This window comes from Streptomyces qinglanensis (assembly GCF_900111245.1).
Classification (GTDB): Bacteria; Actinomycetota; Actinomycetes; order Streptomycetales; family Streptomycetaceae; genus Streptomyces; species Streptomyces qinglanensis.
The window spans coordinates 207042-222497 of the sequence record NZ_FOGO01000004.1 but is presented as its reverse complement, the minus strand read 5'-3'; the positions used below and the strand labels follow the sequence as shown (position 1 = coordinate 222497).

Annotated in this window: 13 protein-coding genes and 1 pseudogene; 7 read left to right on the top strand and 7 right to left on the bottom strand. The window is 73.6% G+C overall.

All coding sequences use genetic code 11. From position 1 onward, the window contains the following. Positions 1-78: 78 nt before the first annotated feature. Complete coding sequence (locus tag BMX65_RS10805; RefSeq protein ID WP_074999989.1) at positions 79-1323, bottom strand: MFS transporter; 1245 nt, start codon at positions 1321-1323, stop codon at positions 79-81. 103 nt (positions 1324-1426) lie between these two features. Between BMX65_RS10805 and BMX65_RS10800 the strand changes: the two are divergent. Next, a pseudogene (locus BMX65_RS10800) lies at positions 1427-1789 on the top strand (MerR family transcriptional regulator); the annotation flags it as partial. Positions 1790-1952: 163 nt separating this feature from the next. Here the strand turns inward: BMX65_RS10800 and BMX65_RS10795 are convergent. Next, a complete protein-coding gene (locus tag BMX65_RS10795) occupies positions 1953-3089 on the bottom strand; it encodes a protein phosphatase 2C domain-containing protein (protein ID WP_074999988.1) in 1137 nt (378 codons plus the stop codon). Between the two features lie 205 nt (positions 3090-3294). Here BMX65_RS10795 and BMX65_RS10790 point away from each other — a divergent pair, with 205 nt between their 5' ends. The 5 genes from BMX65_RS10790 to BMX65_RS10770 all read left to right on the top strand — a co-directional run bounded on the left by BMX65_RS10790 (position 3295) and on the right by BMX65_RS10770 (position 8046). Continuing rightward, positions 3295-3855, top strand: coding sequence for a nitroreductase family protein (locus tag BMX65_RS10790; RefSeq protein ID WP_074999987.1), 561 nt, complete (start codon positions 3295-3297; stop codon positions 3853-3855). Positions 3856-4505: 650 nt separating this feature from the next. Further along, positions 4506-4847: a MerR family transcriptional regulator gene (locus BMX65_RS10785; protein ID WP_074999986.1), complete on the top strand. Its 342-nt coding sequence runs from the start codon at positions 4506-4508 to the stop codon at positions 4845-4847. Positions 4848-5349: 502 nt separating this feature from the next. Further along, positions 5350-5553, top strand: a complete 204-nt coding sequence (locus BMX65_RS10780; RefSeq protein ID WP_074999985.1) for a cold-shock protein — start codon at positions 5350-5352, stop codon at positions 5551-5553. 340 nt (positions 5554-5893) lie between these two features. Further along, on the top strand, positions 5894-7354 hold the full coding sequence (locus BMX65_RS10775) for a DEAD/DEAH box helicase (RefSeq protein ID WP_074999984.1): 1461 nt from the start codon (positions 5894-5896) through the stop codon (positions 7352-7354). Positions 7355-7623: 269 nt separating this feature from the next. After that, complete coding sequence (locus BMX65_RS10770) at positions 7624-8046, top strand: PPOX class F420-dependent oxidoreductase (RefSeq protein ID WP_074999983.1); 423 nt, start codon at positions 7624-7626, stop codon at positions 8044-8046. On the opposite strand, the gene BMX65_RS10765 is transcribed toward BMX65_RS10770, so the two are convergent. From BMX65_RS10765 to BMX65_RS10750, 4 genes are all read right to left on the bottom strand, one after another. After that, positions 8021-9541 carry an AlkA N-terminal domain-containing protein gene (locus BMX65_RS10765; protein WP_074999982.1) on the bottom strand — a complete coding sequence of 507 codons (1521 nt, stop codon included), beginning with the start codon at positions 9539-9541 and terminating at the stop codon, positions 8021-8023. The genes BMX65_RS10770 and BMX65_RS10765 overlap by 26 nt on opposite strands. Positions 9542-9574: 33 nt before the next feature. Beyond that, on the bottom strand, positions 9575-10207 hold the full coding sequence (locus BMX65_RS10760; protein ID WP_074999981.1) for a hypothetical protein: 633 nt from the start codon (positions 10205-10207) through the stop codon (positions 9575-9577). 78 nt (positions 10208-10285) lie between these two features. Beyond that, positions 10286-11416, bottom strand: coding sequence for a ribosome small subunit-dependent GTPase A (rsgA, locus tag BMX65_RS10755; RefSeq protein ID WP_075000283.1), 1131 nt, complete (start codon positions 11414-11416; stop codon positions 10286-10288). 359 nt (positions 11417-11775) lie between these two features. Next, the gene (locus tag BMX65_RS10750; RefSeq protein WP_107437455.1) at positions 11776-13020 is read right to left on the bottom strand and encodes a YihY/virulence factor BrkB family protein; all 1245 of its coding nucleotides are present in this window, start codon (positions 13018-13020) and stop codon (positions 11776-11778) included. Between the two features lie 17 nt (positions 13021-13037). Here BMX65_RS10750 and BMX65_RS10745 point away from each other — a divergent pair, with 17 nt between their 5' ends. Beyond that, positions 13038-14711, top strand: a complete 1674-nt coding sequence (locus tag BMX65_RS10745; protein WP_074999980.1) for an acyl-CoA dehydrogenase family protein — start codon at positions 13038-13040, stop codon at positions 14709-14711. 4 nt (positions 14712-14715) lie between these two features. On the opposite strand, the gene BMX65_RS10740 is transcribed toward BMX65_RS10745, so the two are convergent. After that, complete coding sequence (locus BMX65_RS10740; protein WP_074999979.1) at positions 14716-15351, bottom strand: TetR/AcrR family transcriptional regulator; 636 nt, start codon at positions 15349-15351, stop codon at positions 14716-14718. Positions 15352-15456 lie beyond the last annotated feature (105 nt).

The following is a 15456-nucleotide window of genomic DNA, read 5'->3' as shown; positions in this document are numbered from 1 at the left end:
CCGCCGGTACGGAGCGGAAGCCCTGCCAGGGCCCCCTCCGCACCGGCGGTGCCGGTCGTCCCGCCCGTGCCGGGCGCCTCAGCCACCCGCACCGGCGCGCCGGGCGGGGAAGCCGCGGCTGCGGGCCGCGTACACCAGGGCCAGCACCGGCAGCATCAGCACCAGAACGCTCCACGGGAACGACCCCGCGCCCAGGGCGTCCAGCAGCACCCCGCCCACGACGCCCCCGCCCGCCATGGCTGCGTTCCACAGCGTGACGAGCATCGCCTGCGCGGCGTCCGCGGACTCGCCACCCGCCTCGCCGACGGCCGTCTGCAGCAGCGTCGGCGCCCCTCCCCAGCCGAGCCCCCAGAGCGCGACCGCCGTGTAGACGAGCGGCGTGCTGTCGGCCGCCACCGCCAGGACGGCTGCCGCGAGAGCGACCAGCAGGGCACCGCCGAGCGTCAGCGCGCGCAGCCCGCGGCCGATGTGCGCGCCGACGAACCAGATGCTCAGCAGCGAGGCGGCACCGAAGACCAGCAGGACGCGGTCGACCGAGCCGCCCAGGCCCGCGTGGTCGAGGAAGGCGGCGATGTAGGTGTAGAGCACCGTGTGGGCGAGCACCCAGCCGAGCGTGGTGAGCAGGACGGGCAGCACGCCGGGGATGCGCAGCACGGCCGCCATGGGGGTGCGGTCGTCCGGCCGCTGCCCGGGCTGGTCGGGAACGGCGGCGGTGATCCAGCCGAGCAGGACGGCGGTCAGCCCCGTCATGGCCCAGAAGGCGGTGCGCCAGCCGAGCGCGTTGCCCAGGAAGGTGCCCGCGGGGACGCCCAGCGACAGCGCGACCGGGATCCCGGCCATGGCGATCGCGAGGGCCCGGCCGCCCAGGTGCGCGGGGACCAGGCGGCGTGCGTATCCGGCGAGCAGCGCCCAGGCGAGCCCGGCCGCCACACCGGCGACGAAGCGCGCGGTCATGGTGAGGGTGTAGTCGGTGGAGACGGCGGTGACGGTGTTGGCCGCGGCGAAGCCCGCCATCGCGGCCAACAGCAGCCGCTTGCGCCGCCATCCGGCGGTGAAGGCGGTGAGCGGCACGGCCGTGAGCGCGGTGCCGACGGCGTAGATGGTGACGCTCTGGCCCATGGCGGACTCGCTGACGGCGAGGTCACCGCTCATCCCGGGCAGCAGGCCCGCGGGCAGGGTCTCGGTGAGGCTGGTGACGAAGACGGCGGTGGCGAGCGCCAGCAGGGCGGCGAGCGGGAGTGCCCCGCGCTCGGAGCCGGCGGGTTCGGACGGCCCCGGAGCACCGTCCGGGGTGAGCGCGTCGTGCGCGGTGTCGGTTCGCATGACCGGTATGCTCAAACCCTCACATGGATGTGAAGGTCAAGTCGGTGTCTGCGGAGCGTCTTCCGAACGGGTCCGCAGGGTGCCGGGCAGGGTGGAGGGCCCGATGCGGATCGGCGAACTCGCGGAGCGGACCGGGACACCCCGGCGGCTGCTGCGCTACTACGAGGAGCAGGGGCTCATCGCCGCGGACCGCGCCCCCAACGGCTACCGCGACTACGACGAGCGGTTCGTCGACCGCGTACTGCAGATCCGAGGGCTGCTGGACGCCGGGCTGCCCACCCGGATCATCAAGCAGATCCTGCCGTGCCTCGACAAGCCCAGGGTCATCCACTTCCGGGACGCCACCCCGGAGATGCTGGCCACGCTGGAGGACCAGTTGGAGCGGATGACGGCCCGGGTGCGGTGCCTGACCCGCAACCGGGACGCCATCGCGGCCTACCTCGAAGAGGTGCGGGCCACCCGCGCCCCGGCGCACGGGGAGGTCCGGGGCGCGGACGCCCCGGACGCGGAGCAGCCCTCCGCACCGGCGCACCCCAGCGGCCCGGGGCCCGGCATCGCACCGGCGGCGGCCCCCGGAGCCGGTCAGCGGACTCCGGCGGCGGCCCGCACGGCACGGCGCAGCCCCCGCGTCAGCTCTCCCACACGGTGACCGCGGTGCGGTCCCCCGAGTGTCCCTCCACCGCGCACAGCAGACCGTCCAGATAGGCCGCAGGGCCGGGAGGTCCGCCGTCCGCACCGGTCCAGCGGGCGGCGAGCCGTTCCGCGAGGGCGGGCTCGGCCCGCAGCGGTTCCGCCACACCGGGGCCGCACAGCAGGAGTACGCCGCCGGGCTCCGCGGCCCGGGAGCGGAAGTGGAACGGCGCAGCGGCCGCCTCCGCGGTCGGCTCGGCCGGAGCGAAGCCGTCCCGGGCCGCCGCCGCGCCCGCGGCCGGATCGCGGCCCGCCGGACCGTCGGGCAGCGGGGACACGGGGGTACTGACGGGTTCGATGTCCTGCCAGCCGTCGCCGCTGCGCCGGAAGGCGCCGCCCGCACCGGCGCCGAAGAACACCCGCGTGCGGCAGTGCGGGTCGGCGGGCAGCAGCAGGCAGCGCAGATCGACGGTGTGCCGCTCGGGCTCCAGCCCGAGGGCCGCGGCCTGGGCGCGCAGCCTGCCGAAGGCGCGGTCCGTCAACCGGTGCAGGCCCGGTTGCAGCGCACTGGTGCGGTCCTCCCGCAGGTCCCGGGCGAGCCGTGCGCTGCTGCGGCCGACCGCCTCGCCCACCGCGTGGCAGGCCGCGCGCGCGGCGCGGTGCCCGTCCGGCCCCGACCGTCCCCCGGCCGCGACCGCGACCAGCAGCAGCCCGTCCTCCTCCGCGCCGAACCGGGCGGCCAGCAGCGCGTCGGTACGCGGCCGCCCCGCCTGCCGTCCGGCCGCACCGCGCACGGACACCGCGTGCAGCACCGCGGACCCGAACCGCGCCGACTCCACCACGGTGTCCGGCACCCACTCCCCCGGTGCGTCCGGTGCGGCGGGCGGCAGCACCCCGGGCGGCAGCGCGGGCACCGGCGCGGTGGCGGCCTCCGGTCCGGGCGGGGCCCCGGCAGCCGCGGGGCCGGGCCCCGGCGCGGTGGCGGGCGGGCCGGTCAGCGTGCGGCTCACCGAGCGGTAGCGCTCGTCGAGGGTGTCCCGGGCGCGTGCGCGGCCGGTGTCCGCAGCGTGCGGGTCGTACAACTGGGCCCACCAGTCGCGGTGTTCGTCTGCGTCCTGCGCCCCCTGTCCACTCATCGGCTCATTGTCCCGCGCACGGACCGGCTGGGAAGGGCGTACGCGGGATACGCCCTCGGGGTCCCGGTCCGGCATCGGCGAACAGTCAGCCCGCCGGGGGCTTCCACGGGTTCGCAGCGGCGTCTTCACCGGCTGGCGGGCACGGCCGGCGACTCTGCCCGCACCAGCCGGAATACCGGCTCGCGGGCGCCGGTTGCAGCAGACCATGCACCGTCCACAGGAGCCGTCCAGCGGCATACATCCCCTGCTCGCCGGGCGCTTCAGTCCCTACCGGTTCGATCCGTCGGCGGCTGTCGACGACCACGCTCTCGGGCTGCTGCTGGAAGCCGCGCGGTGGGCACCGTCGGCGGGCAACTCCCAGCCGTGGGGCTTCTTCACCGGCAGACCCGGCGAGCCGGAGCACGACCGGATACTCCCCCACCTCGCGCCGAGCTCGGCCCGCTGGGCGACGGACGCGGGCCTGCTCGTCGTCACGCTGACACGCCGGCACGTCGATGACACGCGGCTGCTCTACTCGGAGTTCGCGGACTACGACCTCGGCCAGGCCATCGCCCACATGACGGTGCAGGCCCAGGCCATGGGGCTGGCCGCGCACCAGTTCCGGGCCTTCGACCTGGAAGGGCTCACCAAGGAGCTGGACCCGAGCCCGGGCTGGGCGATCGTCTCCATGGCCGCGGTGGGCAAGGCGGCCGGCGAACCTCCGGAGGGCCGTGCCCGGCACAGCGTCGCGCGGTTGCGTTCCGCGCCCTGGTCACCGGCGGAGTAGCGGCGGAGCCGGACCCGTCGAGCGGTGAGCAGGCCCGCACAGCCGGGCGGACAGTCACGGCAGTCGACAGCGCACAGTCGCGCATCGTGCGGACGGCCGAGCAGACCCTCGCAGCAGTGGGTGGCGCAGATTTTCACCGCACCTGGAGATGAGACTCTCCGGTATCTCGCTCGAAGAAAATCTGCACTCGCGAGAGTAGACATTGCAGGCCGCCGGGGGTAGCGTTCTTCTCGTACTCGCGGAGATCAGTTCGGCGGGGCAGATGACGGAACTGCCCCGCACGCAGGTCGAGGAACGGCAGTCGAGCGGTGTGGCCGGATGCTGGGGCTCCACCGTCGACCGCCGGGCCAGGCGACCCCCGGGGTCGCAGATGGTTCCGCAGGATCAAGCAGTACATGACAGAGCAGTGGAGAAGGAGGAGAGAGCGCCATCAGGATCGCCCGGGCAGGGCAAACCGCCCGGGTACCGCAGACCCCGGATTGGAAGGTGGTCCCCGGTCACGCAACCGCGATCCCCGCTCCGCCGCCCTGCCAGGCCGCGGAGCGGAATACGGAAGCCGGCACGGACAGCCGGCAGATGGTGTTGATCCCCTCGGGGCCTTGGTGCCGCATGGCACCAAGGCCCCTCGACGCGTGAGCCGAGAGGTGCCAGTGGCCGCAGACAAACCCACCCCGTCGAGCAACCTCGACGACGATGATTACCCCGCCTACACCATGGGGCGGGCGGCCGAGATGCTCGGCACCACGCCCGCCTTCCTGCGAGCCATCGGCGAAGCAAAGCTGATCGTGCCGCTGCGCTCGGAGGGGGGCCACCGCCGCTACTCCCGCTACCAGTTGCGGCTGGCCACCCGAGCCCGTGAGCTGGTCGACCAGGGAACCTCCGTGGAGGCGGCCTGCCGCATCATCATCCTCGAGGACCAGCTCGAAGAGGCCAGGCGTATCAACGAACAGCTGCGCAACGGGATGTCCCCGGATCCGCAGACCGACGCCTGAAGCCTCTGTCGCACCCTGCGCATCGCCTTCCGGAGCATCGGCGGGCGAGCCGATCTCGCCCGAGCGGTTCAACCGGCCACCGAGGCGGGGGCCGAGGGGCCACCGAAGACCGGGACCTGGGTGTCAGCGCGGCCCGCAGCGTGGTCGCCGACGACGCCGGAACCGGGGCCGCCCGGTGGCGAGCGCCCTGCCTTCGGCCACGCCGGCCCATTGCGTCGACTGCCCGGACACAGAAATCTATTCTCGCCGCTACAGAAACGTGAATAATATGCGGGGAGAAGTTTTACCCCGGCGACCCCGGCGCGAGAAGCGGTCGTAATCCAGGGAGTGGCCGTGCTACGGTTACGTCCAGTTGCAGTTGTGGTTCCCTGAAACTTCAAGCACTCGTCCGGGTCCCCGGAGAGAGCACTTGCGTTCATCCGTTGCACGGAGGGTTATCATCGCGGCAACCCCGGTCCCCGCGCAGTGCGGTTTCCGGGTACCGCCTTGAAGGAGATGTATTTTGGCTACTGGCACCGTGAAGTGGTTCAATGCGGAAAAGGGCTTCGGCTTCATCGAGCAGGCGGACGGCGGCGCAGACGTGTTCGCCCACTACTCGAACATCAACGCCACCGGCTTCCGTGAGCTGCTCGAAGGCCAGACAGTGAATTTCGATGTCACGCAGGGCCAGAAGGGCCTCCAGGCGGAGAACATCGTTCCCGCCTGACGCTGACATGCGCGACGAGCTGGGGCACGCACTTGCGTGCGGCCCCGGCTCGTTGCGTTGTTTCCCGCTCACCCCTCTCCGACAGCGGCGCGTGAGCGGCAGCACAGTCAGTTGTCACGTCGCCGATTTTGGAGCGGCACATGCCCCGCTCTGCGCGTCTCACCCGCACCGTTGTTTCCGACCGCCCCGGCGGGCAGCGGACCGGTGCATTTCCTGACGACTCCGTAGCTGTTCTGGTCACGGGCTGGTCGTCTTTTTCTTCGGCTCGGTCTTGTGAATCCTTGTGCGGCGCATGCTGCGGTGAATTCCTCGATTCGTGCCGCATCGAGGAAGGTTCTGCATGAACCGTACTGCTCGCACCACTGCCGGCTCCTCCCGCGGACACGGCCGCGACAGCCGCCGCTCGCAGGCCGCTCACCGGGGCGGGCCCCCGCGTTCGGCCAAGCGCCCGGCGCAGGGACGGCCCTCGGGCCCGCCGAAGGAGTTCGCACTGCCGGTCACCCACACCCCGCCGCTGCCGGCCGTCGAGACGTTCGCCGGCCTCGACATGCCCGACCGCCTCAAGGCCACGCTGCGCGCCCAGGGGATGAACGCCCCGTTCCCCATCCAGGCAGCGACACTGCCCAACGCGCTGGCCGGCCGGGACGTCCTGGGCCGCGGCCGCACCGGCTCGGGCAAGACGCTCGCCTTCGGGCTCGCTCTGCTGGCCCGAACGCATGGGCAGCGCGCCGAACCCCGGCACCCGCTGGGACTGGTCCTCGTTCCCACCCGGGAGCTGGCCCAGCAGGTGACCGCGGCACTCACCCCCTACGCACAAGCGCTGCGACTGCGGCTCACCACCGTGGTCGGCGGCATGTCGATCAGCCGTCAGGCACGCGACCTGAAAGCGGGCAGCGAAGTCGTGATCGCCACCCCCGGCCGGCTCAAGGACCTCGTCGAACGCGGCGACTGCGCACTGGAGCAGGTGGCCGTCACGGTGCTGGACGAAGCTGACCAGATGGCCGACATGGGCTTCATGCCCCAGGTCACCCGCCTGCTCGACCAGGTACGCGCCGACGGGCAACGGCTGCTGTTCTCCGCGACCTTGGACCGCAACGTCGACCTGCTGGTGCGCCGCTACCTGAGCGACCCGGTGGTCCACTCCGTCGACCCCTCTGCGGGCGCGGTGACCGCCATGGAGCACCACCTGCTGCACGTGCAGGGGGTCGACAAGCAAGCGGCGGTCACCGAGATCGCGGCCCGCGACGGGCGGGTGATCATGTTCTTGGACACCAAGCACGCGGTGGATCGGCTGACCCGGGACCTGCTGGCGGTCGGGGTGCGCGCCTCGGCCCTGCACGGCGGGAAGTCGCAGGCCCAGCGCACCCGGACTCTCGCCGGGTTCAAGTCCGGTCACGCGAACGTCCTGGTGGCCACCAACGTGGCGGCGCGCGGCATCCACGTCGACAATCTCGACCTCGTCGTCAACGTCGACCCGCCGAATGACCACAAGGACTACCTGCACCGCGGCGGTCGCACCGCCCGCGCCGGTGAGTCGGGCACCGTCGTCACCCTGGTCCTCCCGGGACAGCGACGTGGCATGAACCGCCTGATGTCGGACGCCTCCATCACACCGGTACAGACCCGAGTCCGCGCCGGCGACGCCGACTTGGGGCGCATCACCGGTGCGCGGAGGCCCTCGGGGGACCCGCTCACCGTCGCGGACACCGAACCGCCCAAGCCCGCCCCCACGCAGCGGACACGGCGGGGCCGACCCGCCGCCCGCCGGGGGCGCCGCTCCTCGTTCAGGGCGGCCGCATAGTCCCGGACCTGGCCGTACGGCAGGCCGGTTGGTCACGGAGACGGCAAGGGGGGACAACTCCCGTGCCGTGGACGAGCAATCGGCCTGCTGAGATGGGACACACCGGACCACCTCATCCGGGGCATCAGCCGCCCTCGGGGGTGCTTGCTGCCGGTGTCCGCGGACTACAGGTCCGGTACGGCACCGGCCGCGGTCGTAGGTCTCGGGGCGTGGGCCGGGTACGACCGGCGTCCGATGCGGGTCCGAGCGCGGCGTGTGACGCTGCTCGTATGACGGAGACGACACCCGCCGGGACTCCCGGCGCTCCCGGTGACCCCCGTGACCAGGCGTTCACCGCCGCCGAGTGGGAGTACCTGGCCTCCCAGCGGCTGGGGCGGCTGGCGACGGTGGACCCCCGGGGCCAGCCGCAGAACAACCCGGTCGGCTTCTTCCCGCAGCAGGACGGCACCATCCTGGTGGGCGGCTACGCGCTCGGGACGACGAAGAAGTGGCGCAACCTCCAGGCGCAACCCCGGCTCGCCCTCGTGGTGGACGACATCGTCAGCTTCTCGCCGTGGCAGGTGCGCGGCGTGGAGGTGCGGGGCGTGGCCGAGCTGCGCGAGGGGCCGCACGGCCTCGGCCCGCACTTCAGCGACGAGCTGATCGTCGTCCATCCGCGCCGGGTGCTCAGTTGGGGGCTGGAGGAGGCGTGAGGCCGGTCGCGTGCCACAGGTGGTGCAGCGCGTAGGAGCGCCAGGGGCGCCACCGGTCGGCCTGCCCGGCCTCCGCCCCGATCAGCGCCAGCCCGTGCCGCACTCCCGCGTCGCCGGGGAGGAAGACGTCCGGGTCGCTCAGGGCACGCATCCGGATGTAGCCCGCCGTCCACGGACCGATTCCGGGGAGCTCCAGCAGGGCGCGTCCGGTCTCCTCCCGGTCGGCGCCGGGGTCGAGGACGACGGTGCCGTCCGCGAGTGCCGCCGCGACGGTCCGGATGGTGCGGCGGCGGGTCTGCGGCATGCCCAGCTCGCCCAGCGGCGCCTCGGCGAGCGTTCCGGCGTCCGGGAACAGGTGGGTGAGCGTGCCGTCCGGGGCCGCCAGGGGTTTCCCGTAGGCGGCGACCAGCCTGCCGCCCAGCGTCCGGGCGGCACCCACGGTGACCTGCTGGCCCAGCACGGCGCGGACCGCCAGTTCGTGCGCGTCGGCGGCGCCGGGTGAGCGCAGCCCGGGGGTCCGGGAGACGAGCCGGCCCAGGGCCGGCTCGCCGCCGAGCCGCTCGACGACCGCGTAGGGGTCCGCGTCCAGATCGAAGAGGCGCCGCACGCGCTGCACGGCGGTCGTCAGGTCCCGCAGGTCCCCCAGGTGCAGCCGGCAGTCGAGCCAGCCCTTGCCGCTGCGGGCCGCGCACTCGTCGACCTCGGCGATCCCGATGCCGTAGGGCAGGTTCAGGGTCCACCGGTAGGTGCGGCCGCCGGGGGCGCCCCGCACCTCCTCGACGCCCGGTACGGCGCGGCGTGCCAGGAAGCCGAAGACCTGACCGGTGTCGTAGCCGCCGCGGTAGGCGAGCCGCAGCGGCACCCCGGCGACGGCCGCGCCCCCGTGCGCCGCCGCCTCGCGCGCCTCGGGGCGGCCCGCGGGACCGTGTCCGCCGCGTGCGGAGGCTGCGCGCAGTGCGCTCGGGGTGCGGGCGTAGATCTCGCGGACGGTGTCGTTGAACTGCCGTACGCTGGCGAAACCGGCGGCGAAGGCGACCTGGGTGACGGGCAGCGGCGTGGTCTGGAGCAGCACCCGGGCGGTGTGCGCCCGCTGGGCCCGGGCCAGAGCCACGGGGCCCGCGCCGAGTTCGGCGGTGAGCTGGCGCTGCACCTGGCGGGAGCTGTAGCCCAGGCGGCGGGACAGGCCCGCCACGCCTTCGCGGTCCACCACCCCGTCGGAGATCATCCGCATCGCGCGGCCCACCAGGTCGGCCCGTACGTTCCACTCGGCGGAGCCGGGCACCGCGTCCGGGCGGCATCTGCGGCAGGCGCGGAAGCCCGCGGCCTGGGCCGCCGCCGCGGTGGGGTAGAAGCGGACGTTCTCCCGCTTCGGCGTCACCGCGGGGCAGCTCGGCCGGCAGTAGATCCCGGTGGTGCGCACCCCGAGGAAGAACACTCCGTCGAAGCGCGCGTCTCTGCTGCGTACCGCCTCGTACCTGCTGTCTTCTGTGGTCACGTGCTCCAGTGTGGAAGAGCTCCGGGCCGGGGGCTAGCGGAAATCGGACGGGGCCGTCGGGGCATCCCCGGGCGGCTGCGGACCGACCGGGAGGCGCTGCAGCAGTCCCCAGGTGAACTCCGCGACGACCGCGTGCGGGGTGCCGGCGCGGTCCGGCGCCGTGCAGGCGAGCCGCTGGCGGTGGGGGGCCGAGCCCTCGCGCGGCTGCGCGGGGTGGAAGGCGCGGGCGGCCTCGTCGACGGTGCAGGACCAGGGGACCAGGTCCTCGACGGTGCGCAGCCGGGGCCCGGGGGCGCCGGGGGCGCGCACCAGCCACGCATTCCAGGCGGGCCCGCCGCCGGGCGCGCTCAGCACCTCGAAGCGCAGGTCGGTCCAGAGCGGCAGGGCCCAGGAGCGCGCCTGGCACAGCAGATCCCCGAGCCGCCGCTGCTCGGTGCGCTCGGGCGGGCCGAGGACCGCGCGGTAGGGCGCGGACGGGCCGCGGGGTGCGTGGAGCATCGCCTGCCAGCGCTTGTTGGCCTCGCGCATGGCCGCCCGGTCGACGCCGAGTTCCCGCAGTGCCGCGGCCACCCTGCCGGGCTGGAAGTCCGCCATCCTGCGCAGCAGCACGAGCTGGAACTCCAGCGCGCCGAACGGCGCCGGGGAGCCGGTCGAGGGGCGGCCCATCAGCCGGGTGGCCGGGGCGGCAGGTGCAGCAGCATGGTGGGGACGGTACCAACCGTCCCCACCATGGCCCCCGGTGCGCTACGCCTTGCGGCGCGGGCCGCGCTTGCGCTCGCCCAGGTGGCGGCCGAGCTCCTGGCGCTGTTTGAACAGCTTGCGCTGCTGGGCGCGCAGCCGCGCGTCCGTGCGGGCGGCCAGCCGGGTGTTCTCCCGCAGCAGCTTGCGGTAGCTGTGCAGGCGCCGTTCGGGCAGCGCGCCGCTCTCCACCGCGGCGAGCACCGCGCACCCGGGCTCCGCCTCGTGGGCGCAGTCCTGGAAGCGGCAGTCGGCGGCGAGCTCCTCGATCTCGGAGAACGCCTGGCCGAGCCCCTCCTCGGCGTCCCACAGGCCGACGCCCCGCAGGCCGGGGGTGTCGATGAGGACGCCCCCGCCGCGCTCCACGGCCAGCGGCAGCAGGTTGCGGGTGGTGGTGGTGTGCCGGCCCTTGCCGTCCTGGTCCCGGATGGCCTGCACGCGCTGCGTCCGATACCCCAGCAGTGCGTTGGCCAGCGAGGACTTTCCCGCTCCCGACTGGCCGAGCAGCGCTGTGGTGCCGCCCGCGAGGACGGTCGCGAGGGGGTCGAGCCCCGCGCCGGTCCGCGCGCTGACGGGCAGTACCCGGACGCCGGGGGCGGAGCTCTCCGCGTCGGCGACCAGGTGCGCGACGGTGGCCTCGTCGGGTACGAGGTCCGCCTTGGTGAGGGCGAGCAGCGGCTGCGCGCCGCTGCTCCAGGCCAGCGAGACGAACCGCTCGATCCGGCCCAGGTCCAGTTCCGTGTCGAGGGACACGGCGATCAGCGCGTGGTCCACGTTGGCGGCCAGGACCTGCCCCTCGGAACGTTTGGAGGAGGTGGAGCGGACGAAGGCGGTACGCCGGGGCAGCAGGGTGCGGACGTACGGCGGGGTACCGGTGGCGTCGACGACCGCCCAGTCGCCGGTGCACACGACCCGCATCGGGTCGCGCGGGACGACGTACTCGGTGTCGGCGCGCAGGGTGCCCGCCGGGGTGACCAGATCGCACTGGCCGCGGTCGACCCGCACCACCCGGCCCGGCAGCGGGTCGGGCCCGGCGGCGGCCGGATCCGCGGTCGCCCGCAGGAACTCGGCCTGCCATCCGGCATCCCAGCCGTAGCCGGCCAGCGCCGGGTGCTCAGGCTGTGCGGAGGTGTTGATCGTGCGTGACGTGCTCTGCGACGTGCTCTGTGACGTGCTCTGTGACAAGGGAGGGCCCTTCACATGGGTGGCCCCGGCCCGGCGCAGGAAGGGTCGGCCGGTTCAGCCGGTGGCCACGGAGGTGGGTGTGACGGACTGGATGCGGGCAGCGCCCGGCGCGGTGACAGCCATCGGTCGCACCTCCGTTCACGTCGCAGGGCACGGCGGTCGTGGTGCCGCCGTGCGGAATGCGAGGACAGTAGCGGGCTCCGACATCCGGCCGCCACTGTTTTTCCGGCTTCCCTCCGGCGTCCCTCCCGCGTGCCGCTGCTCGCGCGGCCGCCCGCGCCCTCCGCGGCGGTACCCGGCCGGCCCGGCGGTCAGGTGCCGGTGCCGCCGCTCCCGGGGTCGCGCCGGGCGGACTCCGCGGGTTCCTTGAGGTCCTCGCGGTCGTGCCCGCGGGGGCGCAGCAGCCGGCCGCGGACGTCGGACGGGGGCAGGAACTTGGTCCAGCGCTCCGGGAACTCGGCGGGTGCGTCCAGGTCGAAGGGGTCGTCGTCCTCGGTCTCGTCGCTCTCGTCCCCGGTGCGGCGGCGGCGCCGGGCCTGGACGGCGGCGACGACCTCGGCCGCGGCCTCCTCGCGGCGGCGTTCGTTGGCGCGCCGTGCCGCCGCGGTGGCGACCGAGGGCCACACATGGTCGATGGCCGCGTTGACCGCGGCCCCCACCAGCACCGCGAACGCCGAGACGCCGATCCACAGCAGCACCGCGACGGGTGCGGCCAGGGAGCCGTAGATCGTGGGGCCCTCGACGGTGTTGGTCAGGTACAGCCGCAGCAGGAAGCTGCCGAGCACCCACATCACGAGCGCCACCGAAGCGCCGGGGATGTCTTCGCGCCAGGGCGAGCGCACGGGCACGGAGACGTGGTACAGCGTGGTGAGGAAGACGATGGACAGCAGCAGGACGACCGGCCAGTAGAAGGCGCTGACCAGCCACTGGGCCTGCGGCACCAGGCGCAGCACCGCGTCCGGCCCGGCCACCATGAGCGGCAGCGCCACCGCGCCGATCACCAGCGCGACGAGGTACAGCACGAAGGCCAGCAGCCGGGTCTTGACGATGCCGCGCCGTCCGTCGAGCCCGTACATCACGGTGATGGTGTCGATGAAGACGTTCACCGCGCGGGAGCCGGACCACAGGGCCAGGGCGAAGCCGAGGGAGATCACGTCGGGTCCGCCGCCCCGGATGACGTCGTCGATCAGGGGGCGTGCGAGCTGGTCGACGCCCCGGTCGGAGAGCACGGTGGCGGAGGCGTCCAGGAAGTTCTGCCGGATGGTCTCGATCGTGTCGGCGCCCACCCAGTCGAGATAGCCGAGCGAGCCGATCAGGCCGAGCAGCAGCGGGGGGATCGAGATCAGGGTGAAGAACGCCGCCTCGGCGGCCAGCCCCAGGACGCGGTACTCCATGCAGGAGTTGACGGTGTCCTTGAGCAGCAGCCAGGCCATCCTCCGCTTGGGGACGTCCCGGTACTTCACCCGCGCCCTGCGGAACTGGTTGCGGGACCGGCGGGGAGCCCACTTCAGGGCCCGTCCGGCGGTCTGCTCAGGGGTTTCCTCGACTGCACGCACCTCTTTAACGTATCTGTATGCCACCCTCGACACACACCGTGACCAATCAGGCCCCGCCGCTGACCGACTACGACGTCTTCTCGACCGACGCCGCGCTGGCCGAGGGCGTCGCCCGGCACATCGCCCCCGAGCAGGCCGAGGAGGCCCGGTCCGAGCTGGCCGGACTGGGCCGTGCGGCGGGCTCCGCGCAGGCGCAGGAGTGGGGCAGGCAGGCGAACGAGAACCCGCCGGTGCTGCGCACCCACGACCGGTTCGGGCACCGGATCGACGAGGTGGAGTTCCACCCGGCGTGGCACCACCTGATGGAGCAGGCGGTGGACGCCGGGTTGACGGACGCCTGGTCGCGGCCCGACGGGCAGCTCCGCCGCACGGCGGGTTTCTACGTGTGGTCGCAGGTGGAGGCCGGGCACAGCTGCCCCGTCTCGATGACGCACGCCGCGGTGCCCGCGCTGCGCAAGGAGCCGGAGCTGGCCGCCGAGTGGGAGCCGCGGCTGAGCGCGCACCGCTACGACTACGGCCTGGACCGGCCGGCGAGCGCCAAGCTCGGGGCGATCGCCGGGATGGGCATGACCGAGAAGCAGGGCGGCAGCGACGTCCGGGCCAACACCACCGAGGCCGTGCCGCTCGCCGGTGAGGGCGAGTACACGCTGCTGGGGCACAAGTGGTTCTGCTCGGCGCCGATGTCGGACGTCTTCCTGGTGCTGGCGCGGACGGCCCCGGCGGCCGGGGACGGCGGTCTGACGTGCTTCCTGGTGCCGCGGGTGCTGCCGGACGGCACCCGCAACGCGTTGCGCATCCAGCGGCTGAAGGACAAGCTGGGCAACCGCTCCAACGCCTCCGGTGAGATCGAGTTCGACGGCACGACCTGGGCGCGCCGGGTGGGCGAGGAGGGCCGCGGGGTGGCCACCATCATCGAGATGGTGGCCGCGACCCGGCTGGACTGCGTGACGGGCTCGGCCGCGCTGATGCGGCAGGCGGTGGCGCAGGCCACGCACCACACCGCGCACCGTTCGGCGTTCGGCAGGCCGCTGGTCGAGCAGCCGCTGATGCGCAATGTGCTGGCGGACATGGCGCTGGAGTCGGAGGCGGCCACCACGCTGGCGCTGCGGCTGGCCGCGGCCTACGACAGCGCGGCGGGCGAGGGCCCGCAGGCGGAGGCCGACCGCGCGTTTCTGCGGCTCGCGCTGCCGACGGCGAAGTACTGGGTGACCAAGCGGTGCGTGCCGCTGACGGGCGAGGCGCTGGAGTGCCTGGGCGGGAACGGCTATGTGGAGGAGTCGCCGATGCCGCGGCTGCTGCGCGAGGCACCGCTCAACTCGCTCTGGGAGGGCTCGGGGAACGTGCAGGCGCTGGACGTGCTGCGCGCGCTGCAGCGCTCGCCGCAGTCGCTGGATGCGTTCCTGACCGAGATCGGGCGGGCGCACGGCGCGGACCACCGGCTGGACGCCGCCGTCAAGGACGTGTTCGCGCAGTTGGCGGACCTGGAGGGGATCGAGGCCCGGGCCCGGCGGCTGGTGGAGCGGATGGCGCTGGTGCTGCAGGGCTCGCTGCTGGTGCGGTTCGCGCCGACGGCGGTCTCGGACGCGTTCTGCGCTTCGCGGCTGGGCGGCGACTGGGGCGCTGCCTTCGGCACGCTGCCCTCGGGTGCCGATCTGGCGGCGCTGGTGGAGCGGGCGCTGCCGGAGGGGTAGCCGCTCAGTTCCGGGGTGCGGTGCCCGCCGGGGGTGCCGCACCCAGCATCCGGTCCAGGGCCCGGCGGGTGCGGGCCGGCGCGGTGGCGTCGGCGAAGAGCTGGAGTTCCTGGTTGAGTCCCATGTAGAGCCCGTGCAGTTCGAAGGCGAGCTGCTCGGGATCCTCGCCGCGGCCGAGTTCTCCCACCTCGACGGCGATCCGCAGGTCGTTCACGAGGAGCCGCCGCCCGCGCAGCATGAACCGGGCCACGGTGTCGTGGACGGGGCCGCCGCGGGTGTCGAACTCGACGGAGGCGGCGGTGAACAGGCAGCCGCCGGGGAAGGCCGTGCGTTCCTGTTCCAGGTAGCGGATCCACGCCTCGCAGAAGGCGCGCAACCGGACCAGGCCGGGCTGCAGGTCGGCGACGGGTTCCCAGACCAGCCGGGTGAAGAGCCCGGAGGCACCGTGCAGTGCGGCGAGTTGCAGCGCCTGCTTGGTGCCGAAATGGCCGAGTACGCCCGCCTTGCTCATGCCGAGGTCGGTGGCGAGCCGTCCGATCGTCAGCCCCTCCAGCCCCTCGACGGAGCCGATGGCGACGCTGCGCTCGATGATCCGCTCCCGCGTGCGGCGGGCCTCGGCGGCGGACTTGCGTGGGCTCATGCCTCCATCGTATCCGGCCTCCCCCATTTAACTTCCGATCGATCGGTTGCTATATTTCCGGCGCCGGACGCACATCGAGGATGTCCGGCGCCGGACGCCCTCCGC